General features: G+C 47.3%; 20 protein-coding genes. 9 read left to right on the plus strand and 11 right to left on the minus strand.

The annotated features are described in order from the left end of the window. Window positions 1-187: 187 nt before the first annotated feature. Both uraD and puuE read right to left on the minus strand, forming a co-directional pair. Window positions 188-703 carry a 2-oxo-4-hydroxy-4-carboxy-5-ureidoimidazoline decarboxylase gene (gene uraD / locus BCT27_RS24045; RefSeq protein WP_102397006.1) on the minus strand — a complete coding sequence of 172 codons (516 nt, stop codon included), beginning with the start codon at window positions 701-703 and terminating at the stop codon, window positions 188-190. 53 nt (window positions 704-756) lie between these two features. Further along, window positions 757-1683, minus strand: a complete 927-nt coding sequence (puuE, locus tag BCT27_RS24050; protein ID WP_102317806.1) for an allantoinase PuuE — start codon at window positions 1681-1683, stop codon at window positions 757-759. Between the two features lie 416 nt (window positions 1684-2099). On the opposite strand from puuE, the gene uraH reads away from it, so the two are divergent. The 4 genes from uraH to BCT27_RS24070 all read left to right on the plus strand — a co-directional run bounded on the left by uraH (window position 2100) and on the right by BCT27_RS24070 (window position 6996). Further along, window positions 2100-2453 carry a hydroxyisourate hydrolase gene (gene uraH, locus BCT27_RS24055; protein WP_102397007.1) on the plus strand — a complete coding sequence of 118 codons (354 nt, stop codon included), beginning with the start codon at window positions 2100-2102 and terminating at the stop codon, window positions 2451-2453. 118 nt (window positions 2454-2571) lie between these two features. Next, window positions 2572-3912, plus strand: a complete 1341-nt coding sequence (locus BCT27_RS24060; RefSeq protein ID WP_102317804.1) for an NCS2 family permease — start codon at window positions 2572-2574, stop codon at window positions 3910-3912. A 170-nt stretch (window positions 3913-4082) separates the two neighbouring features. After that, window positions 4083-5534, plus strand: coding sequence for a nucleobase:cation symporter-2 family protein (locus BCT27_RS24065; RefSeq protein WP_102390025.1), 1452 nt, complete (start codon window positions 4083-4085; stop codon window positions 5532-5534). A 100-nt stretch (window positions 5535-5634) separates the two neighbouring features. Further along, window positions 5635-6996, plus strand: a complete 1362-nt coding sequence (locus BCT27_RS24070; protein ID WP_102397008.1) for an 8-oxoguanine deaminase — start codon at window positions 5635-5637, stop codon at window positions 6994-6996. A 97-nt stretch (window positions 6997-7093) separates the two neighbouring features. On the opposite strand, the gene mdeB is transcribed toward BCT27_RS24070, so the two are convergent. After that, window positions 7094-9766, minus strand: a complete 2673-nt coding sequence (mdeB, locus tag BCT27_RS24075) for an alpha-ketoglutarate dehydrogenase (protein WP_102397009.1) — start codon at window positions 9764-9766, stop codon at window positions 7094-7096. 223 nt (window positions 9767-9989) lie between these two features. Between mdeB and BCT27_RS24080 the strand changes: the two genes are divergently transcribed. Next, entirely contained in the window at window positions 9990-10466 is a 477-nt protein-coding gene (locus BCT27_RS24080) for an Lrp/AsnC family transcriptional regulator (RefSeq protein WP_102397010.1), read from the plus strand. A 114-nt stretch (window positions 10467-10580) separates the two neighbouring features. Here the strand turns inward: BCT27_RS24080 and BCT27_RS24085 are convergent, their stop codons facing one another. Next, window positions 10581-11429, minus strand: a complete 849-nt coding sequence (locus BCT27_RS24085) for an AraC family transcriptional regulator (RefSeq protein ID WP_102397011.1) — start codon at window positions 11427-11429, stop codon at window positions 10581-10583. Between the two features lie 116 nt (window positions 11430-11545). On the opposite strand from BCT27_RS24085, the gene grxC reads away from it, so the two are divergent. Together grxC and BCT27_RS24095 are read left to right on the plus strand one after the other, a co-directional pair. Next, the gene (gene grxC / locus BCT27_RS24090; protein ID WP_017017745.1) at window positions 11546-11815 is read left to right on the plus strand and encodes a glutaredoxin 3; all 270 of its coding nucleotides are present in this window, start codon (window positions 11546-11548) and stop codon (window positions 11813-11815) included. Between the two features lie 40 nt (window positions 11816-11855). Next, window positions 11856-12344, plus strand: a complete 489-nt coding sequence (locus tag BCT27_RS24095) for a YkgB family protein (protein WP_102397012.1) — start codon at window positions 11856-11858, stop codon at window positions 12342-12344. Window positions 12345-12728: 384 nt separating this feature from the next. Here the strand turns inward: BCT27_RS24095 and BCT27_RS24100 are convergent, their stop codons facing one another. From BCT27_RS24100 to gcl, 7 genes are all read right to left on the minus strand, one after another. After that, on the minus strand, window positions 12729-13124 hold the full coding sequence (locus BCT27_RS24100; RefSeq protein WP_102397013.1) for a hypothetical protein: 396 nt from the start codon (window positions 13122-13124) through the stop codon (window positions 12729-12731). 988 nt (window positions 13125-14112) lie between these two features. Then, window positions 14113-14532: a hypothetical protein gene (locus tag BCT27_RS24110; RefSeq protein WP_133153395.1), complete on the minus strand. Its 420-nt coding sequence runs from the start codon at window positions 14530-14532 to the stop codon at window positions 14113-14115. Then, entirely contained in the window at window positions 14516-14821 is a 306-nt protein-coding gene (locus BCT27_RS25530; protein ID WP_157939252.1) for a hypothetical protein, read from the minus strand. The genes BCT27_RS24110 and BCT27_RS25530 overlap by 17 nt, the downstream gene beginning before the upstream one ends. A 117-nt stretch (window positions 14822-14938) precedes the next feature. Continuing rightward, window positions 14939-15553, minus strand: a complete 615-nt coding sequence (locus BCT27_RS24120; RefSeq protein ID WP_102397016.1) for a TetR/AcrR family transcriptional regulator — start codon at window positions 15551-15553, stop codon at window positions 14939-14941. Window positions 15554-15812: 259 nt separating this feature from the next. Continuing rightward, entirely contained in the window at window positions 15813-16697 is an 885-nt protein-coding gene (locus tag BCT27_RS24125; RefSeq protein ID WP_102397017.1) for a 2-hydroxy-3-oxopropionate reductase, read from the minus strand. Between the two features lies 1 nt (window position 16698). Further along, window positions 16699-17490 carry a hydroxypyruvate isomerase gene (hyi, locus tag BCT27_RS24130; RefSeq protein ID WP_102397018.1) on the minus strand — a complete coding sequence of 264 codons (792 nt, stop codon included), beginning with the start codon at window positions 17488-17490 and terminating at the stop codon, window positions 16699-16701. Window positions 17491-17576: 86 nt separating this feature from the next. Beyond that, window positions 17577-19352: a glyoxylate carboligase gene (gene gcl, locus BCT27_RS24135; protein ID WP_102397019.1), complete on the minus strand. Its 1776-nt coding sequence runs from the start codon at window positions 19350-19352 to the stop codon at window positions 17577-17579. Window positions 19353-19656: 304 nt separating this feature from the next. Between gcl and aceB the strand changes: the two genes are divergently transcribed. After that, entirely contained in the window at window positions 19657-21336 is a 1680-nt protein-coding gene (gene aceB / locus BCT27_RS24140) for a malate synthase A (RefSeq protein ID WP_102390059.1), read from the plus strand. A gap of 124 nt (window positions 21337-21460) precedes the next feature. Continuing rightward, window positions 21461-21901 carry a GlcG/HbpS family heme-binding protein gene (locus BCT27_RS24145; protein WP_102317784.1) on the plus strand — a complete coding sequence of 147 codons (441 nt, stop codon included), beginning with the start codon at window positions 21461-21463 and terminating at the stop codon, window positions 21899-21901. Window positions 21902-22065: the final 164 nt, after the last annotated feature.

Here is a 22065-nt window from a genome sequence, read left to right on the forward strand (position 1 = left end):
CTCCTGCAAAGGTTAAACTCGCCCCCAACGAGAGCGATGTTTGCAAGGTGATCGATAAAAAGGATGCGTCTTTTCCCCTTTCACTTTGTGCAGTCAAACATGAACGAATGTTTTACTTCATGTGTGTCTGTCCAGCTTCAATTTGCGAGACGCTCAATGCACCGACGTATTGTCGGCAGTGAGTTGGCTACAAGTCTTGCAGCCGGAACAGAGCAATCTTGTTGATTTCTTTGATTGCCGTGTCGAATTCTGTGTCTAGATCATTCTCAATACGTTCTTCAAAGGCCGCCAGTATCAAATGTCGGTTCGCCCCTTTCACTGCCATGATGAAAGGAAATTGGAACTTCGCTTTGTAGCGCGTATTCAAACGCGTAAAACGTTCGAACTCTTCATCGTTGCATTGGTTTATGCCAGCGCTTGCTTGTTCAGACGTAGATTCAGGCGTTAACTCTCCTGCAACAGCCGCTCTACCCGCTAAGTCAGGGTGAGCCAAAATGACCAGTCTTTTTTCTTCCACCGTCGCATGGTTCAATATCGCCGCCATACAGTCATGAAGCCCGTTATGGTCGTTGTGAGATTCCGTTAGCCCTTTATTGAATGCGCGCTGGGCAACCCAAGGGCTGTGTTCGTAGATACCACCAAACATGTCCAAGAACGCAGATTCACTCATTTGGTTTGGGACACAACGTGTAAAACGTGCCATGTACGAATTCTCCTTACCTATCAATATCACGCTAAGACTCAGCGTCCATTGGTTTACTTCATTGAAGGATGGGGGTGATGCGTGTGCCAATGCTTCGCAATATCAATGCGTCGCGTCATCCATACATCGTCATGTTGCTTTACGTACTCAACGAAACGCTTGAGTGCAGCGAGCCGCCCAGGACGACCAACCAATCGACAATGCAGCCCGATGGACAGCATTTTCGGCGCGTCTTGACCCTCTTCATAAAGCACATCAAAGCTATCCTTCAAATACTGGAAAAATTGCTCACCCGAATTAAACCCTTGTGACGTGGAAAAGCGCATATCGTTCGTATCCAATGCATACGGGATCACTAATTGTGGCTTTCCAGGACGCGTGCCTTCTTCATGCCAATACGGCAGATCATCGTCATAGGCGTCGGAGTCGTAGAGAAAGCCACCTTCTTCAGCCACGAGTTTTCTCGTGTTCGGGCCCGTTCTTCCTGTGTACCATCCAAGGGGTCGCGAGCCTGTGATGGCTTCAATAGCCGCAATCGCCTTTTTCATGTCCGCTTTTTCATCGTCTTCACGCACATATTGATAATCGATCCAGCGATATCCGTGACTGCATATTTCGTGCCCGTCAGCCATCATTGTCTTAATAACGTCTGGATGTCGCTCCGCAGCCATACCGACCGCAAAGATGGTCAATGGTACGCCTTGTTGCCTAAATAAACGCAGCACACGCCAAACGCCCGCACGTGAACCGTATTCATAAATGGATTCCATGCTCATGTGACGCACGCCAGCCAAAGGTTGCGCACCCGGGATTTCGGACAGAAATGCTTCCGACTCTTTGTCACCATGAAGAACGCAACGCTCGCCACCTTCTTCGTAGTTCAACACAAACGATACCGCGATCTTTGCATTGTTAGGCCATCTAGGATGGGGAGGATGCTCTCCATAGCCCATCAAATTTCTTGGGTAGTCACTACTCATAGCGCCAATTCTCCAACACTCACGTTCTTAAACAGTCGCGTTATGTTCTTTTGCTCTATTTAGCGCGAAGCATTTTTGCTTTAAAACCGAAGAACAAATTAAGTATCCGCATTTTGTATACAATCCACAAGAACAAGTAAACAGTTTGTTATCAGGATCAAGTTTTTGAAAACTCGCTTTATTCTCTAAATCATGATCAGGAAGCTCGCTTACCCCTTGTTTATAAAGTAGTAGAGCAAGAATAAATCGTCCTGAAATCGCAAAAATGAAGCACATCACAGTCGCAATTAATTGTGTACATTTAGTTAACGTCAATGTATTCAATAATCGTAAGCAGGGTAAATATCAGCGTATATGAACTTTGCTTTCACAGTGAATATCTGAGGAATGTACACAATCACAAAAGGATTGAACGAATGGGAAGGCTCACCACACACGTATTAGACACGGCAAATGGCACGCCCGGGGAAGGGATAGAAATCACGCTGTTTCGCCAAACAAGTGATGGCTTTATCCCAATCGCGCGCACGCTCACCAACAAAGATGGGCGTACGGACTCCCCCCTTCTTGAAGACGACAATATCGAGCCTGGCAAATATCAACTTCAATTCAATACGGCGCAGTATTTTATCAACCGAGGCACCCAGCTGGACGACATCCCTTTTCTGGATGACGTCGTGATCCGCTTTGGTATCAGTGATAGCGACGCCCACTACCATGTCCCTCTTTTAGTTTCTCCCTACAGCTTTTCAACGTATCGGGGCAGTTAGCACAAACACAGATTGCATGGGCACTTAACCTCTAAGATTCACCCCGCTATGTGCATGTAAAAGCAATGTGGACAAAGGAATTTATTCTGTCCAAATCAATAAAAAAGGACGCACACACATGGAAAAGCAAGATTCAACAGAGGCAGCGAAACCTTCAACAGGCTTCCTTGAAACCTGGTTCAAGTTAAGCCAAAACGGAACAACAATAAAAAATGAAGTCATAGGCGGCGTGACCACCTTCGCCACCATGGCGTACATCATCTTTGTAAACCCGAATATTATGTCTGCGTCCGGTATGGATCCGGGCGCGTTGTTTGTCGCGACCTGTATTGGTGCTGCCATTGGTACATTGATGATGGGACTCTTCGCCAATTGGCCTGTCGGACTCGCGCCGGGGATGGGCTTGAATGCTTTCTTCGCCTTTACCGTCGTTGGTGAAATGGGATACTCATGGCAAGTTGCGTTAGGGGCGGTTTTTATCTCTGGTGTGATATTCGTCGGCTTGAGCGTGTCCCGCGTTCGCGAGTGGATAATCGATAGCATTCCGAGCAGTCTGCGCTATGCCATGACAGCGGGCGTCGGTTTATTCCTCGGCATCATTGGTTTGAAAAGCGCAGGTATCGTCGTTGGCAGCTCTGCGACTTTGGTAACGTTAGGCGACTTCACCAAACCTGAAGCCATCCTCGCTGCAGTCTGCTTTTTCATCATCTCTGTGCTTTCCGTTAAACAAGTCTTTGGCTCAGTGCTCATCGGTATATTCAGCGTGACCTTGATAGGACTTGGATTAGATTTGTTCCAATACAACGGCATCTTCTCTGCACCACCGAGCATTGCCCCAACCTTTATGGCGATGGACATCGCTGGCGCATTGAACGTGGGCATGATCAGCATCATTCTCGCTTTCTTGTTCGTCAATATGTTCGACACCGCAGGCACATTAATGGGTGTGGCGGAGCGCGCCAATTTAATGAACAAAGAAACAGGAAAAATTGATGGCCTGCCTCGTGCACTAAAAGCAGACAGTATGTCGAGCGTTATTGGTGCATGTTTCGGTTGTCCACCAGTTACCAGTTATGTGGAAAGTGCCGCGGGTGTTTCCGCTGGGGCGCGCACAGGCTTGTCTGCAGTGGTCGTCGGCTTCCTTTTCTTGGCAGCGATATTCCTCTCGCCTCTGGCTGGCATGATCCCTGCGTATGCCACTGCTGGTGCATTAATTTATGTGGCTTTTCTCATGATGAGCAGCATTAAGAATGTGAATTGGGAAGATTTTACGGACTCCGTTCCCGCCGCTGTCACCGCACTCATGATGCCGTTGACCTTCTCTATTTCAAACGGCATCGCACTGGGCTTTATTACCTATACCGTTCTCAAAGCAGGTACCGGTAAGTTCTCAGACATATCCATCGCAATGTACGCACTGAGCATCTTGTTTGCATTCAAGTTGGTGCTACTAGGATAAAAAAATCGAGGGGCAATACGCCCCTTTTTCTTTTCTGATTAAGAAAGAAACAACGCGTGTTCAAACACTTAACCTTTTGGGTTTTGAGGCGCAAATCGTAGCTCGATGCGTGGTATCGCCATGTGTCGGTGTCTTTAACCATTCGAGATCGTTTCACGAAGGAAAGCACTATGAAGCTCTTATATCAATTGAATGACAAGCCGCCCACAGGCGTGACGTTCATGCTCGCTGTTCAACACATGCTAGCATCCGTCGGAGGGATAATCGCAGTACCGCTGATCGTGGGTTCTGCCATTGGTCTTCCGGGCGCAGAAATCGTCACATTGATCAACGCCGCCCTGTTTGTGTCAGGTGCCATCACCATCGTTCAATGTCTTGGCCTTGGCCCTGTCGGTATTCGATTGCCCGTCGTCATGGGCTCCAGTTTTGCCTTTCTCGGCATTGCCATCGGCATCGGTAAAGTCGATGGCATGTCAGGCATTCTCGGCGCGTCCTTAGTGGGTGCTTTCTTGGTGATCATTTCCAGCTTTTTCATGGAGCAAATACGGAAACTGTTCCCTCCTGTTGTCAGCGGTGTCGTCGTCACCCTCATTGGTTTAACCATTTTACCCGTTGCGATGAATTGGGTCGGTGATGCCCCCGCCGACAGTGAGAACTTTGCCACCTTACCAAAACTCTTCTTAGCGGCCGTTTCTCTGGGCGTTGTGCTGTTGGTATCAACCTATGCAAAAGGCGCGATTGCGGCATCAGCCATCGTCATTGGCTTAGCCGGTGGGTATTTGGTGGCTCTCAGTATGGGCATGGTGGATTTAACACAAATAGGCAACGCAGGCTGGTTTGCAGCGCCCGAGCCCTTCAAATACGGCTTCACATTTTCACTTACCGCCATCGTGAGTATGTCGTTGGCCTATATCGTGGTGATTGCAGAAGCGACGGGCGATTTCCTTGCGCTTGCTAGCAACTGCCATAAGAATATTTCGGGCAAAGACCTTAAACGAGGCTTGTTAGGTGACGGTATTGGTAGCGCCATCGGTGCCATTTTCAACGCGTTACCACTTGCGTCGTTCAGCCAAAACGTCGGTATTGTTGGCATAACGGGTGTTGCCAGCCGATTCGTCGTTGGCGCAACAGGTGTGCTACTGATTCTCGCCGGTCTGTTCCCAAAATTCGGTGCGCTGGCCGTGACCGTGCCGAAACCGGTATTGGGCGGTGTTGGTTTTATCATGTTCGGCATGATTGCCTACGCGGGTATCCGCATGTTGATCAAAGCCGCTGATACACGCCGCAATGCGCTCGTGATTTGTGTGTCACTCGCCTCTGGCCTTGCGGTAACCGTTCAACCCAACATTCTTCAACACTTACACCATGACATCGCACAGCTTCTTCACTCTGGCATCACCACAGGTACGATCGTCGCCGTGATGCTCAACCTCGTACTGCCAAAAACCAAAGAAGACGTGGTGGCAGAAAAAGAGGCTGAGGAAGAAGAACTCGCGCAGCAGAACAGTGATTTCTCATCACTGGATGACGATACCCCTGAGGCTAATTCGAATACCCCGTTATCACAAACCAGTGACACAACCTCACCTGACGGTGATCCTCCGACAAAACCTATTCAATAGCGCGACCGCGTTAACACGCCCTCCACGACACAGGAGGGTGTGTTTTACACATCTCGTGTCGACTAACAACAGTATTGTGGATTCATAAAGGACATTGGCTATGGCAACAACTTGGATAAAGAACCCACTCGCCATTTGGACTGGCACAGAAAACGACGCAGCAGGCGGCATTGTGGTAGACGGTGCGTGCATCGTAGAAGTAATTTCGAAAGGTGCTCAACCTTCTGTCGCCATTGATTGCGTTGTGGATGCTTCCCAACATGTTGTTCTCCCGGGACTGGTTAACGCTCACCATCATTTCTACCAAACACTCACACGTGCTTACCCCGATGCATTAGACAAAGAACTGTTTCAATGGCTGAAGGCACTGTATCCCGTTTGGGCCTGCCTTGATGAAGAAATGATGCAACTGAGTACAGAGCTTGCCTCTGCAGAATTGCTACTGTCTGGCTGTACAACAGCCTCTGACCACCACTATTTGATTCCAACTGGCCTAGAACATGCCATTGATGTGCAAATTGAAGCGACGCAGAAAATGGGCATTCGCACGGTACTCACCCGTGGCTCAATGAGCCTCGGTGAAGATCAAGGCGGCTTGCCACCCAGACATACCATTCAAACCGAGCAAGACATCATTGATGACAGCATTCGTTTGGTCAATCGCTACCACCAAGCAGAACACGGTGGCATGACCCAAATCGCCCTCGCACCCTGTTCGCCCTTCTCTGTCACGACCGATTTGATGAAGGAAACGGCGCGCGTTGCCAAACAGCACAATGTGATGCTTCATACCCACTTGTGTGAAACCATTGATGAAGAGGCATTTTGCCTAGAGAAATTCGGCTTACGCCCCGTCGATTACCTAGAAGATGTGGGTTGGTTGCACGATCGAACGTGGTTGGCGCACGGTATTCATTTCAATGATGAAGAGATTGTTCGTTTAGGTGCCGCAGGCATCGGCATTTGCCATTGCCCGAGTTCGAACATGATGCTCGCTTCGGGCATTTGCCGAAACTTAGAGCTCGAAGCTGCGGGGGCATCCGTTGGGTTAGGCGTGGACGGTTCGGCCTCCAATGACGGTTCAAATTTGGTCAACGAACTGCGTATGGCGACTTACATTCAACGTTTGCGGTATGGCTCTGCCAACGTCAGCCATTTAGATGCGTTTCGATGGGCTACACAGGGCTCCGCTCGCAACATTGGCAGAAACGATATCGGTACTCTCGCGCTCGGCATGATGGCTGACATCGCCATGTTTACCCTCGATGACATACGATTTTCTGGCAGTCATGATCCTCTTGCTGCACTGGTGCTCTGTGGTGCGCAACACGCCGATCGTGTCATGGTAAACGGTGAATGGCGGGTTAAAGATGGCGAGCTTGTTGATGTCGATAAACACGCATTGATCGCGAGCCATCGTGAAGCCGCGAAAAGGTTGGCGAACAAGGCGAAGCAAAGATAGAAAAACCAATGCCAGCGAACACACTCCAATGTGTCAGCTGGCATTGTCTTAGACAATTCACACGCCAAGATTTCGCGCATTCAGCCTCGATACTGTTTTATTTCGTCCAAGAGGCCGGCTTGTGTGGATCAAGGTTAAAAGCTTTAATCGCCGTGGCTTGCACACGCATATCCACCTTCCCTTCTCTCACCAATGTTTCAATCGCCGTTAGGGCAATATTATAACGGTCAACTTCAAAGAACGAACGCAGACTTTCTCGTTGGTCGCTGCGGCCAAACCCATCCGTACCCAGAGCCACAAAACGTTGAGGAAGATACTGAGCAATCATCTGAGGCACCGCCCTCACGTAGTCTGTTGCCACAACTGTTGGCAAAGTAACGCCAAGGATTTTTTCCACGTGCGAGGTCGGCGAGGTCTCATCCAAGTTTCGTCGTCGCTGCCGCTCTACACTTTCCGCATCACGTGCCAGTTCTGAAAAGCTCGTGGCACTGAACACCTTGGTCGGAATATCGAACTCTTCGTTTAACAGCATAGCGGCCGCAATCACTTCCATCATGATGGTGCCTGCACCCACCAAATTGATCACGGCATTGCTCTGTTCGTATTCACGCAGCTCGTATAGCCCCTTGATGATGTTTTCTTCATCGCCGCCAGTGAGTGAAGGCTGCGCGTAGTTTTCGTTCATGACCGTGATGTAATAGAACTCATCAATTTGCGCTTCCATCATTCGTTTTGTGCCGTAATCAAAAATGACAGCAAGCTCACTGGCAAACGCAGGATCATAGCTTCGGCAATTGGGAATGGTTGACGCAATGAGCTGGCTCGTGCCGTCTTGGTGTTGCAGTCCTTCACCCGATAACGTTGTTCGCCCAGCCGTTGCCCCCAGTAAGAAACCACGAGCGCGCTGGTCTGCAGCCGCCCAAATCAAATCACCAATGCGTTGAAAGCCAAACATCGAATAGTAGATATAGATGGGCAGCATGGGCATGCCATGAATGGAGTATGACGTCGCAGCGGCAGCCCAAGACGAAAGTGCCCCCGCTTCGGTGATGCCTTCTTCCAACAATTGACCGCTGGTAGATTCTTTGTAATACATCATTGAGCCCGCATCTTCAGGCTCATATTGCTGTCCGTCTGGTGAGTAAATACCGATTTGACGGAATAAATTGTTCATGCCAAAGGTACGCGCTTCGTCCGCCACAATCGGCACAACACGCGCACCAAATGCAGGATCTTTTAGTAACCCACCCATCATGCGAACAGCCGCCATGGTGGTCGACATTTCTTTTCCATCAGCCTTGAGCGCGAACTTCCCGTAGGTGTTGATCTCAGGCACCGCCACCACGGTTTCTTTTGGCGCAACTCGCACGCGTTCTGGCATATAGCCCCCCAATGCCTTTCGGCGGGCATGCAAGTACGTCATTTCTTCGCTGTCAGCATCAGGCACAAAAATGTTGAGATTCTCAACATCACTATCGGAAATAGGAAGGTTAAAACGGTCACGAAACTGATAGAGCGCATCGGTATCCAGTGATTTGGCTTGGTGGGCAATCATTCTCGATTCACCCGCACCGCCCATGCCAAAGCCTTTTTTGGTTTTGGCTAAGATCACAGTCGGACGTCCTTTATGCGCTTTCGCAGCTGCAAAAGCGGCATGAAGTTTACGAAAATCGTGACCCCCGCGTTTAAGGTTATTGATCTCCGCATCCGACATGTGTGACACCAAAGAGGCACTGCGCGGATCGGTATTGAAGAATTTGTCGCGGTTGTAATCGCCGTCTTTCGCGCCAAGGTTCTGATACTCGCCATCGACCGTATTCGCAAAGCGGCGGAGCAAGACATTGTCTTTATCGCGCGCAAAGATGTCATCCCACTCTGATCCCCAAAGCACTTTGATGACATTCCAACCCGCACCAATGAATAGCGACTCCAGTTCCTGAATCACCTGCCCGTTACCCCGAACCGGTCCATCAAGTCGCTGCAAATTACAGTTCACGATAAACGTCAGATTATCCAACCCTTCGCGTGCCGCTAACGTTAGCCCTGCAATGGATTCAGGCTCATCCATCTCGCCATCCCCAAACACACCCCATACATGCCGATCATCTGTATCCAACAAACCACGAGCTTGTGTGTATCGCATGTATCTCGCTTGATAAACGGCATTCAAAGGCCCTATCCCCATTGAACCTGTTGGGAATTGCCAAAAATCAGGCATCAACCATGGATGCGGGTAAGAACATAAGCCTTCACCCCCTACTTCCTGTCGGTAATTGTCTATCTGTGTGCGCGATAGACGACCTTCCAAAAAGGCACGGGAATACACCCCTGGCGCTGAGTGCGGCTGGTAATAAACCAGATCGCCGCCAAAGGTGTCCGTTCGAGCCCGGAAAAAATGATTAAATCCCATTTCAAAAATTTCAGCAGCAGACGCATAGCTGGCAACATGCCCCCCTAATCCGCCATAAGCCTCATTCGCACGCACGACTATCGCAAGCGCATTCCACCGCATAATGGCGGTTAAGCGATTTTCGACGTCAAGATTACCCGGGTACATGCCCTGCTGTTCGAGAGAAATCGTATTTCGATAAGAAGAAAACGGCTGTTCTGTTGCGTTCAGTCCTTCAACACGTGCTGTATCTTCCAGCGTTTTTAGAAGATATTTTGCACGATCAACACCGTCTTCCTGTTTGACACTCAATAACGAATCGACCCACTCTTGCGTCTCCAATGGATCAATGTCGGTGTGTTGCTCTCGATTTCCATGCATACGAATCGTCCTGATTACCAGTAGAAAAATGTCCGAGCAAGGCGGTGAACCTGAAAACTTGAATGCGGCCAAATCTTCATCTCTCAGAGAAAGCGCTTGCTGAACCCTATAAAAATCCTACCAATCCCAGTTTGAAATGTGCTTTCAAATTTAGCGAAATAATTTAATATATTGATAACATTTATCGCTGATATGAAATCTTAAAAAGATTAAGGAATGAAATTTGAAAGATAATTCCTCACCAGAGATCGACCGCATTGATCTCAACATCCTACGTTTGCTCCAAGACAACGGGCGTTTAACCAACGCAGAGCTGGCACAGAGAGTGAATGTAAGCGCGGCAACGTGCCATCGGCGCACGCAAAGGCTGTTTGATGAAGGCTTTATCAAAAGCGTGAGAGCCTTGGTGGATCCCAAACGCTTGGGTTTAAACACGCTCGTGATGGTGGGCATCGTGCTTGATCGTTCAACACCAGAGAGCATCGCAGCATTTGAAGCGGCCGTTGATGTGCTAGATGCCATCCTAGATTGTGATTTGGTCGCAGGGGATTTTGACTATTTATTGCGGCTACGCGTGAAAGACATGGAAGATTATCACCACTTCCTCGCACAAAACCTCATCGCCCTGCCCGGCGTTCGACAAGCACGAACCTTCTTTGTAGTAAGAGAAGTGAAAACCAATGCACCGATCAAGTTTTAAGGGAAGATGAAAATCGAGTATCGCCATTGATAAGCGATGCAGGTTTATAAACCAAAAAAATCGAAACCGTGACACTGACAGCACGATAATCATCTAAAAGTGCCTATCTACGTTTTACTGCGTCCGAAACTGTCTCGGCGTAATTCCAATGTGTTTTTTAAAAGCGAGCGTAAACGCCCGTTCCGAGTCGTATCCCACTTGTTCTGCAATCTCATAAACCGGCAGCAAAGATTCGCGCAGTAACTCCTGTGCTTTTTGCATTCTAAGGTTGGTGAGGTAACCAAACATTGGCTGACCAACCAACGAAGAAAACCGACTAGCAAAAGCTGCACGCGACATACCGATCTGACTTGCAACCGCAGCCAATGTCCAACTTTGTTCAGGGTTATCATGAAGAAGTTGCAGTGCACGGGAAATGCGTTTGTCGTTCAGTGCATCCAAAAACGAACTGGATTGCTTACGTCCAAAGTTAATCCGTATGAGCTCAACCAGAATGATCTCCGTGAGCTTGTTGACGATGAGTTCAGATCCAGGCCCTTGCGACATATATTCCGCACTCAGTTGATCAAAGGTACTGCGCAGCCAAGGGTGATCGAGAAAATCTTTGTCTCGCACTATCGTCATATGGGGGAACACGTCCATTAATGGCGTTGTTGCCGTGCGCGAGAAACTGAAGGAGCCGCAAAGCAGTAACGTCGTGTCATCCAGATCCGGCTTTCTTTTCTCGGGTGAAAGGCTGGAAAGTACATGGTTTTGACCGGGGCCGAGGAAAATCAAATCTCCGGCTTCTAGCTTTTCAATCTGCCCATCCACATTCGCCCAACATGCGCCACGACGAATCATGTGGAAGCTGGCGTAATCCAAATCCTGAAACGTTTTCGTCCAAGGAGCATCGACCTGGCTACAGAAATACACACTGCCCACCACGCGGATGGCGCGAAGAATATCGCTCATCACTTCCATTGTGTACCTTCCTTACAAATATACGATCGATGTATTTATTCAAGATTATTGTGCATAGATAGTCCGAAGCGCAACACCTAAAGTAGAACCATACACAAACACGACGGAGCACAACCATGCCGATGATTGAAATCTACACCAAGAGCTACTGCCCTCACTGCCGAGCTGCAAAACAGACATTAGGCCGTATGGGTCTTGCTTATCGCGAAATTGAAGTGAGTGATGACGCAGCATTGTTCAATGAAATGACATCACGAAGCCAACGCCGAACAGTGCCGCAAGTCTTCATCGGAAACATTCATGTAGGCGGTAACGACGACTTACAAAGCGCAATAAGAAAAGGTCAGTTTCAAAAGATTCTGGAAAGCCAAACCAACGCGGTTTAATCCAACCCATTAAGAAAACGAAAATTTAAGGAGAAGCATCATGACAACGATTAATAATGTACACGGCCGAATCAACAACCAACGCGCTCACGCACTCAACCATATTGCAGACAATGCAGTGCGCTTTTCCATCGTCATTGTATTGGCATGGATTGGTGCCATGAAATTTACGGGTTATGAAGCAGGTGCGATCCAAGGTCTTGTCGCCTCAAGTCCTCTGACAAGCTGGCTCTATAGCGTATTCAGCTTACAAGGTGCTTCTAACTTGATTGGTACCGTTGAAATTGCCACAGCTGCTGCCCTGTTGCTTGCACCGTTTCATCGCACTATCGCCATTATTGGTGCGGCTGGCGCGACAGTGACGTTTGCAGTCACCACAAGCTTCTTGTTCACTGCACCGATAGCCGAAGCGAGTTTGGGTGGCTTCCCAGCAATCTCAGTTGTGCCTGGGCAATTCCTGCTGAAAGACATTGTATTGTTATCAGCAGCAGTCTCTCTGCTTGCCAAAGCACTTCTAAGAGACGAGTAAAACAGACTCAGATATTGAATAAAGAAAGGCGCTTAAATGCGCCCTTCTTTCGTGTTCTATCGCGGTGTTGCGTCTCGTTTTTTTGGGGATACGAGTAGCTTTGGTTCGCTGTCATAGCCACATGGGAGTGAGCGATGAACGCGATGAGATACGAAAAGAATATCGTTCAACCACTTACCCGTAATCTCCAGATCGCGTATATGAGCCAAGAAATACAAGACTCTAAAACTGACAAAACACTGATTTTCTTAGAGTATCTGTCCCAGCAATTCTATACACATCATAGACCTCAACATTATCGACAGAGTTAACAATGACCTTTGAAAATCTAAAAGTGCCGGTCTCTGTTTTTACCCTTTAGGATTTTTATTCGAATTCCTCACATCAACTTATCCCAGAAAAGAACTCCTCTATCATTTCAGAATCGTTTGAAGAGTTCACTTTACTATCTAAAACTGGTTTCAAATGATATATCAGTAAATCTACATCACTCGAACTATTTAAAGGTAAAAAATCTCTCACCACTTTTAAAAAAATAGACAACGACATAAAAGAAAGAAAAGCTTCATAAGCCTTTGAGTTAGAAAATGGCATCTTCTGCAAATAATACTCTGCCAATGAAGTTTGATCAGATTTTTTCCAAGACCTGTGACTCATTAACATAAACGCATTACCATACTCAATATTATCTATTGGGTAATTATCTATTAACCAAATTACCGCCGCTTCAGAACTCATTTTACGAAGTTCAGCGGCTTGATTTTTTAATAATTTATCCATAATTATCACCTAGCGCTTCTTGAAAAAATCTAATGGCAATGTAGCATTTTCGGCCAGCCCTTCCGGTGGCTCGTAGTGCCCAGAGTTGTTTGACCAATGGGTGATTGTTCCTCTTTTAGAGCTAGAATTATTACAAAACCTGATAGAGCCCGTTCTTAAGGTGTCTGTCCCAGCAATTTTCGTTATTTACATTCATATTAAACACTTACATTCCTGGTGGAACTAGGGTAATTGTGCCGTCTGGGTTTATAGAAATGTAACCTGAAGGCTCAAATTTCTCGCCTGCTCTTGAAAGCGGAAAATTTCTAACACCTGATCTCTTAAAAATTATTGCGGCGACTCAATGAGTCCACTTTTTGGTTTATTACCTGAGAAAATTTTTATCGATCTTTCAGACATCAAATCACCAGCCTCATCAAAAGAGTTTAATATCCTATCAATTTGGCTATTCTTCATCTTCGCATTGAATCCAATATCTAGATCGCTATCTGCTCTAAATTCACCTCTTCCGAAGAAACTTCTTATGCGACTTCCTCCAAGTACAACTTTACTGGTTTTCTTGGGTCAAACGCTGCTTCTAGTAGTATCTAAAAGTGCCTGTGCCTGTTTTTGTTTTTTCTCTAAAAGTGCCTGTCTTTGTTTTTGTATGGGCGATACGAGTAGCTTTGTTAAGGTTCGCTGTCATAGCCACATGGGAGTGAGCGATGAACGCGATGAGATACAGAGTGATAATAAGGCGTTGCATCAATACTGATAAGAGAAGATCGGGCTTTTGTCATAGAAAATCAACATGGTGAGCAATTGAATGATACGCAAATCATATCGTTCAACCATTTACACTTCATTTTCAAAGCGCGTTTATGAGCCAAGAAACACAAGATGCTGGGTATAGTAGTAAAAAGCGCCTCAGTATCGTCTCGCTAAGCAAAGTGACAAGAGCATTATGGCTTGACGTTCAATGAGCGCCCATATATCTCCCCTTTGTTATTTACAATAGTAGCTGTTCCAAGGACAAGTCGCACGTGACAACAAACCTTTCTGACAGTCCGCGGTTAGATGACTGCAAGGTCACCATTGTGATTTTTCCTTGATTGTTTTCTGTTAATTCGATGTAAAACTCATCATCAAAAGATAGATAGTACCATTCAACTCCTCCACCTTTTTTGTTATGGGTATTTAGCGTTGTATTTAACAAACAGTCAAAACTATAGGGCGTTATCTCACCCGTAAAGAGTTTTTTTCGCATCTGCTCAGGTGCAGGTGACTGCGCTTTTGCCAATCGAACAGATGCCATCTCATTTTCCATTGCTTTTAGATATGCTAAATACTTATCCCTGCCTTTATCCTTTGGGAAACAAGCTACCAGCAATAATACCAATAAAAAACACGCACTAATTCTTATTGTCAACCTTCCAATCCTCTATTTTATCCATAATATATTTTACGGTTTTAACCTGCGGTAAGACCGTATTTTCAACAAGATGCCCAGAGGACCGACGAGAAAACTCACCCCACCCAAATGTTTCTAGTGTGTAGCTATTGTATGTACCACTTCCAAACATTACTCCAATAGTAGGTAGCGCATGTGTTGAAGCTCCAACTGAAAATTCAAAAATGTGATAGTTGGGGTCTGTCACTTTGTCTGGGATGGTTTGAATATGCGAAACATCGATATCGAAAAGTGAATTGTTACTCACCTCATCTACTATGCACCTACCGCTCATTAAGCCTCGGTAGTCCTTTTTTATGCGATGCCGAATTCAATACTTCATAAATCTAGTGGGATTGACACCTTAACGAACAAAAACATAAACCTACTGACGATCCTTCACACCACACCCTTTCAACACCAATCCCACTAAAAAGGTTTCGGCATCTTTGAAGTCATCGTCTTCGAGTGCGTATTTTCCGCTGACTTGGCAGATTTGCCAGTTGAAGTCGGCATAGGTTTGAGTGGATGACCACAGCATAAACATGAGGTGTTTTACAGGCACGGGATCCATCCAGCCTTGTTCTATCCAGCGGTCGAACTTGGACAGCATCATTTTGGATTGATCCATCAAGGCTTCAGCGATATCGCTTGGTAGATGTGGCGCTCCTGCCATGACTTCTGCAGCAAAGGTTTTTGATGCCGCGGCATGGTCGCGCGATATTCGCAACTTAGTGCGAATGTATTGGGTGAGTGCTTCTTGTGGGTCTTCCAGTTGTTCGATGGGCAAAGAAGCTTGAAGCAGAGGCTGTGTCACGCTTTCTAACACGGCACGATAAAGCTTGTCTTTGCTACTGAAATAGTAATAGAGGTTGGGCTTTGGAATCTCAGCTCTCAGCGCGATTTCAGCGGTCGTGGTGGCGGCATACCCCTTTTCTGCAAATAAGAGGCTCGCGACTTCGATAATTTTTTCCTGATTCTTCGCTCTGATCCGAGACATTATCCCTGCATGGGTGAGTAAGCCATGCTTCAACTGTAATGAATCACGCAAGATTCATCCAGCCTAAGGCGTTAATACCTCAACAGATTCGCGGCATTCATCCTTATTTTCATTAGGTGATAACGAATTGTATGCGTTTGCCTCATCCAAGAAGCATGTTTGGCGTGATTTGCATCGCCACATACAAAAAGGCCCGGACCTCACAGTACCGGGCAAAGCTTACATGGGTCTCGGTAAAGATCATGTTTCAGAAGGGTATTTAGCGAATACTGTGGTTAGATAAGGTTTCTATGGCTTTTACCATGGCGGAGTGATCCCAACTCACGCCACCTTGTTCTGCACATATCTCAAAAAGCTCTTGGGCCTTTTGCGTATTGGGTAATGCCACACCTAGGGAAGCAGCACCGGTCAGAGCAAGGTTCAGATCTTTTTGATGAAGTGCGATTCTGAAACCTGGATCGAATGTGCCTTGGACCATACGTTCACCGTGCACTTCCAACACCTTAGAATTGGCGAATCCTCCTAATAAGGCTTCACGAATGCGCGCCGGATCGGCGCCTGCCTTGGAGGCAAAGACCAAGGCTTCTGATACTGCTTCAATGTTCAGTGCCACGATGATTTGATTGGCAACTTTACACACTTGCCCCGCACCACAATCGCCCACTAAATTAATATTTTTCCCCATCGCGCCAAATAAGGGCAGTGCGTTTTCAAATGCGGCTTTATCACCGCCCACCATGATGGTCAACGCGGCATTGATTGCGCCGACCTCACCGCCAGAAACAGGCGCATCGAGGTAATCTGCACCCAATGCTTGAACACGCTCTGCAAATTGACGCGTCTCGATAGGAGAAATAGAACTCATATCAACCACGGTTTTCCCCGGGGTTAACATCGCATCAATGCCATCTTCCCCGAAAAGCACGTCTTTAACTTGAGGCGTGTCTGGCACCATGATAATGACGAAATCAGCATGCTCAACGGCGAGCCTGTTGCTTGAAAAACGTTTTGCGCCGCCGTCGACAAGTGATGTTGGAGCCGGAGAACGTGCTTCAGAGAGATGCAATTGATAGCCCGATTTTTGCAGGTTTTCCGCCATCGGCTTGCCCATGATACCTGTCCCAATAAATGCAATTGTGCTCATCTTACTGCTCCTTATTCACGTCATAGTTGTTAAGCCATGTCAGGCCCACTTGTGTTGATCTTTCTGGCTTATATTCACACCCTACCCAGCCGTCGTAGTCCATGTCATCGATGCATCTAAACAGGTAGTGGTAATTGATCTCCCCCGTTCCCGGTTCGTGACGCCCTGGGTTATCCGCAAGTTGGATATGGCGAATATCCTTTACGTTTTCCTGCATGGTTCTCGCGATATCGCCTTCCATGATTTGCATGTGATAGATGTCGTATTGAATGAAAAGGTTTGCACTCCCTACCGCCTCGCGAATATGTTGCGCTTGCGTGGTCGTTGTGACGAAAAAGCCCGGTATGTCACGCGTGTTTATGGCTTCAATCAAGAGAGTGATGCCCTCAGCTTCCAATGCGTCAGCGGCGAACTGAAGGTTTGCAATGAAGGTCGCTTCCGCCTCTTCGTACGTGACGCCTGATGGAACGATGCCTGCGAGGCAATTTAACTGATGACACCCTAGTACCTTGGCGTACGCGATGGCGACAGGGATGCCTTGTCGAAACGCCTCAACACGGTCTGGGTCAACGGCAATACCTCGATCACCTTTCCCCCAATCTCCTGCGGGGAGATTAAACAGGACTTGTTGTAGTTGATGTTTCTCCAGTTCTGATGCGATGTCTAAGGCGTTTTCTTCATAAGGAAATAGGTACTCGACACCACGAAAACCTGCTTGGGCGGCGGCACTAAAACGCGCCATGAAAGGTAACTCGGTAAATAACATCGAGAGATTTGCAGTCAATTTTGGCATAGCGATGTCCTTATTCTGTGGCTGCGATAACACTGCAACGCGGTGTCACACATTCCGGATTAACCCTGAAAATGAAAAGATGCGTTCTATTTGCTTGCTGCAAGTGCGGTCGGAGCGTCCGCCAACGATTCCGCTAGAGATTCAAACTCATTAATCGCATCGATTTCCGTTCCCATGGATATATTGGTGACCTTCTCAAGCATGATCTCCACCACCACGGGCACACGGTGTGTCTTCATCAGCCGTTTCGCTTCTTCTAGCGCAGAAGCAATGTCTTCAGGGTTTGTTACTCGAAGCGCTTTACAGCCTAAACCTTCCACGACGGTGACATGATCGACGCCGTAATCAGCGTGCTCATCAACGTTTTGATTTTCAAACGCCAGTTGTACACAGTAATCAATGTCAAATTGACGTTGGGCTTGTCGGATAAGTCCAAGGTAGGAGTTATTAACCAACACATGGATGTACGGGAGATTAAACTGAGCACCCACTGCCAGCTCTTCAATCATGAATTGGAAATCATAATCGCCAGATATCGCCACAATGTCGCGTTCTGGATCAGCAGCTCTCACGCCTAGGGCTGCGGGAACTGTCCAACCTAATGGGCCGGCTTGGCCGCAATTAATCCAATGACGAGGTTTGTACACATGAAGGAATTGCGCTGCGGCGATTTGTGACAAACCAATGGTGCTGACATAACAGGTATCTCGGTCAAACACGCGATTCATTTCTTCATAAACGCGCATAGGTTTTACCGGTTGCTCTGTGTAGTGGGTTTTTCGCAGCATCGTTGCTTTACGTTGCTGGCAAGCTGATACCCAAGCGGTGCGATCTTTAAGCTTGCCTGCTGCACGCCATTCTTTGGCCACTTCGACCAAGTGTTCCAGCGCGCTACCAGCATCTGACACAATGCCAAGATCAGGACAGAACACGCGGCCAATTTGCGTCGGCTCAATGTCAATATGAATGAACTGCCGTCCTTGGGTATACACATCGACCGACCCTGTATGTCGGTTCGCCCAACGATTGCCGATCCCAAACACCAAGTCAGATTCCAGTAGCGTTGCATTCCCATAGCGATGGGCAGTTTGCAACCCAACCATGCCCACCATCAATTCATGATCGTCCGCTATGGTTCCCCAACCCATTAGGGTAGGAATAACAGGCACACCTGTTACCTCAGCAAATTCTTGGAGCAAGGCTGAGGCGTTGGCATTGATGACACCACCACCAGAGACCAACAGCGGTTTATCCGATGCATTGAGCATCTCTAGCGCTTTTTCGATTTGCCCACGTGTTGCTGAAGGTTTGTAAGCGGGTAGTGACTCGTAGCTATCAATATCGAACTCAATTTCTGCCAATTGCACATCAATCGGCAGATCAATTAACACCGGTCCAGGCCTACCCGAACGCATAACATGAAACGCATGCTGAATTGCACGAGGCACCTGTGCAGGTTCAAGTACGGTAGCGCACCATTTCGTCACAGTGCGTGCGATAGATTCAATATCAACCGCTTGAAAATCCTCTTTATGTAAACGTGCTCGTGGTGCTTGTCCCGTAATACAAAGAATTGGAATAGAGTCAGCTTGAGCAGAGTAAAGCCCGGTGATCATGTCAGTACCCGCAGGGCCCGACGTACCGATGCATACACCAATATTGTCAGGGTTTGCGCGGGTGTAGCCCTCCGCCATGTGGGAGGCTCCCTCAACATGGCGCGCTAGGATATGCTCAATACCGCCCCCTTGCTTTAACGCGGAGTAAAACGGATTAATTGCAGCGCCAGGAACACCAAACGCCTTCGTTACCCCTTCCTTTTTCAATACCGCGATCGCAGCATCAATTGCTCTCATTCTCGCCATCCCACACTCCAATTGTATACAATAATTTGTGTTATTGTATTCTTAGATCGATACGAGTTGATCATCAAGCATTTTTTAACGGTATCTTAACTTCTCGCTCTTCTCTGATTTTGCCCTTACGCGCTAAGTAACGGATTCATTGGGATAAGTGCCAGAAAAACTGGTGATAAAGTGCAACAATAAACAGTAATTCACAGGATCCATGTTAATAAATTGTTTTGATTGTTTACGTTTTATCCGATATAAACGGATCGTTAAACCTGTTTAAATGTATACAAATACAAAAACAATATGAGGCTTACATATGGATAATGAAACAACATCAGATAGAGGCATGTCCTCTACACCACCCTTGGAGAAATGCTCCTCCTCACACATAGATGCAGACAAAGAACAACGCATTCTCGTGACAGGTTCAGTCTTCAATAAAGAGGCTGAGTCGATTCTTTCGAATGAAGCATTATCGTTTGTTGAGTTGTTGGTCGAGACATTTGGGCTTCGCCTTGAAGCGCTTCTCGAAAATCGCAAGGAAACGCAAGCGTCATTTGACCAAGGACAACTCCCCGGTTTTCGAAAGGATACAAAAGCCATTAGAGACAATGACGCTTGGAACGTCTCACCCATTCCCAATGATTTACTGGATCGTAGAGTCGAAATTACTGGGCCAATTGAAAGGAAGATGGTCATTAATGCGTTAAATTCTGGCGCAAATGTGTTCATGTGTTGCTTTGAAGATGCCACGTCTCCCACATGGGAAAACATGGTGAATGGCCAAATCAATATGAGAGCCGCGAACGATGGCTCCATCGCGCATGTTGATCCTAAAAACGGAAAAACCTATGCGCTTGGCGACAACCCAGCAACGCTGATAATGCGCCCGAGAGGTTTGCATTTAAAAGAAACTCACATTCAATTAAATAACCAAGCTATTCCCGGGTGTTTGATGGATGTAGGGCTGTATTTTTTCCATAACTACGCCTCTCGCGCCAAACAAGAACAAGGGGTGTATTTTTATATTCCTAAGCTTGAATCCATGGAAGAAGCAGCTTGGTGGAACGATGTGTTTACCTTTATGGAAAACCACTTCAATGTTCCCATTGGCACCGTTCGCGCCACAGTACTGATTGAAACCTTGCCTGCCGTTTTCCAAATGGAAGAAATCTTATATGCCATGAAAGAGCATATTGTGGGCATGAACTGTGGTCGCTGGGATTACATTTTTAGCTACATTAAAACGCTAAAACATCACAAAGACAGAGTCCTTCCTGATCGCCACGCCGTGGGCATGGACACCCCTTTTCTTGATGCATACAGCAAACGTCTTATTCAAACCTGTCATCAACGCGGGGCATTGGCCATCGGCGGTATGTCAGCATTCATCCCATCGAAAGACCCTGAGCAAATGGCATTCGTGACGCAAAAAGTGATTGAAGATAAGCAGCGGGAATCAGCAAACGGACACGATGGAACCTGGGTTGCGCATCCACACTTGGTGACGTTGGCGCGCGAGATTTTCGATCAAACGCTGAAAAATCGCCCCAATCAACTCGATGTCATTCCCGAGGGGAATTTTGATGCAGACACCCTGCTCTCACCCTGTGAAGGGCCAAAGAATGAAGTGGGCGTGAGAAAGAATATTCGTATCGCCGTGCTCTACATGGAAGCATGGCTTCGAGGTGTGGGATGTGTACCCATCTTTGGCCTCATGGAAGATACTGCAACAGCAGAGATTTCCCGGGCAAATGTCTGGCAATGGCTGAAGCATGAGGTTCAACTCGATGATGGACGACTGTTCACTGACAGCCTTTTTAAGCAATGGTTACAGGAAGAAACCGTCGCCATGAAAACGGAAGCTATACCTTCAGAAACCGCGCAAGATAAAACGCGTAAGTTTGATGAAGCCTCGGCCGTTTTCTATCAACTATCCACTGATGATGATTTTGCGGATTTCTTAACCCTTCCTTGCTACGAAATGCTCGAATAACTGAAATTGATGGCCATTCACTGCACGTATTGCTTCGCTAGAACGTGACGTATCATCGTTCAAAACGATTAGCGTGCGGGGATGCCATCACTAAAGATCCCGCAAGGGAATGAGGAGAAAGCAAATGGAAATCCTAACATTGCCAAAAGCACTAGAAATTGCCGATGAAGTGTTTCACGCTGCATCAAAATTAAACACCCAACCACTCACGGTTGCGGTGCTTGATAAAGGCGGCGCACTCATCGCGCTTCAACGGCAAGATGGCTCAAGCATGTTACGACCAGACATCGCCATTGCAAAAGCATGGGGCGCACTCGCGCTTGGCTGCTCATCGCGAAAAATTGCCGATGATGCCCAGCAAAGACCCTGTTTTATTTCTTCAGTTTCGACGCTTGCACAAGGGAATTTGGTGCCTGTACCCGGCGGGATTTTAATCAGAGATGAAAGCAAAGAACTTGTTGGGGCGGTTGGCGTGTCTGGCGACACGTCGGACACGGATGAGGCCGTCGCGATTTCAGGGATACTCGCCGCACACATGCTGACCGATAGCTCGGTGTTTGCGTAGGTTTCTTTTGTGTTTAAAGCACTAAATCCAAAACTCTGATATCACGGGTATTTTCACGAATGCAGCAAACGAGTGGGCAAGTTTTTCTTCGACGCGGTGAACTGCCCAATGCTGCATATCTGTACGCATTCCGCCTTGAAACTAAGGCGAGATTGCCTATTGTG

The organism is Enterovibrio norvegicus (assembly GCF_002876705.1).
In the GTDB taxonomy this organism is placed as follows: domain Bacteria; phylum Pseudomonadota; class Gammaproteobacteria; order Enterobacterales; family Vibrionaceae; genus Enterovibrio; species Enterovibrio norvegicus_B.

What these genes read in the sequence shown, in the direction of transcription:
- uraH (WP_102397007.1), top strand. Translation starts at nt 2,100, where the DNA reads ATGGGAAGGCTCACCACACACGTATTAGACACGGCAAATGGCACGCCC.
- aceB (WP_102390059.1), top strand. Translation starts at nt 19,657, where the DNA reads ATGGATAATGAAACAACATCAGATAGAGGCATGTCCTCTACACCACCC.
- puuE (WP_102317806.1), bottom strand. Translation starts at nt 1,683, where the DNA reads ATGAGTAGTGACTACCCAAGAAATTTGATGGGCTATGGAGAGCATCCT.
- BCT27_RS24120 (WP_102397016.1), bottom strand. Translation starts at nt 15,553, where the DNA reads ATGTCTCGGATCAGAGCGAAGAATCAGGAAAAAATTATCGAAGTCGCG.
- BCT27_RS24125 (WP_102397017.1), bottom strand. Translation starts at nt 16,697, where the DNA reads ATGAGCACAATTGCATTTATTGGGACAGGTATCATGGGCAAGCCGATG.
- BCT27_RS24145 (WP_102317784.1), top strand. Translation starts at nt 21,461, where the DNA reads ATGGAAATCCTAACATTGCCAAAAGCACTAGAAATTGCCGATGAAGTG.
- mdeB (WP_102397009.1), bottom strand. Translation starts at nt 9,766, where the DNA reads ATGCATGGAAATCGAGAGCAACACACCGACATTGATCCATTGGAGACG.
- BCT27_RS24060 (WP_102317804.1), top strand. Translation starts at nt 2,572, where the DNA reads ATGGAAAAGCAAGATTCAACAGAGGCAGCGAAACCTTCAACAGGCTTC.
- gcl (WP_102397019.1), bottom strand. Translation starts at nt 19,352, where the DNA reads ATGGCGAGAATGAGAGCAATTGATGCTGCGATCGCGGTATTGAAAAAG.
- hyi (WP_102397018.1), bottom strand. Translation starts at nt 17,490, where the DNA reads ATGCCAAAATTGACTGCAAATCTCTCGATGTTATTTACCGAGTTACCT.
- uraD (WP_102397006.1), bottom strand. Translation starts at nt 703, where the DNA reads ATGGCACGTTTTACACGTTGTGTCCCAAACCAAATGAGTGAATCTGCG.
- BCT27_RS24095 (WP_102397012.1), top strand. Translation starts at nt 11,856, where the DNA reads ATGACAACGATTAATAATGTACACGGCCGAATCAACAACCAACGCGCT.
- BCT27_RS24070 (WP_102397008.1), top strand. Translation starts at nt 5,635, where the DNA reads ATGGCAACAACTTGGATAAAGAACCCACTCGCCATTTGGACTGGCACA.
- BCT27_RS24065 (WP_102390025.1), top strand. Translation starts at nt 4,083, where the DNA reads ATGAAGCTCTTATATCAATTGAATGACAAGCCGCCCACAGGCGTGACG.
- grxC (WP_017017745.1), top strand. Translation starts at nt 11,546, where the DNA reads ATGCCGATGATTGAAATCTACACCAAGAGCTACTGCCCTCACTGCCGA.
- BCT27_RS24085 (WP_102397011.1), bottom strand. Translation starts at nt 11,429, where the DNA reads ATGGAAGTGATGAGCGATATTCTTCGCGCCATCCGCGTGGTGGGCAGT.
- BCT27_RS24100 (WP_102397013.1), bottom strand. Translation starts at nt 13,124, where the DNA reads ATGGATAAATTATTAAAAAATCAAGCCGCTGAACTTCGTAAAATGAGT.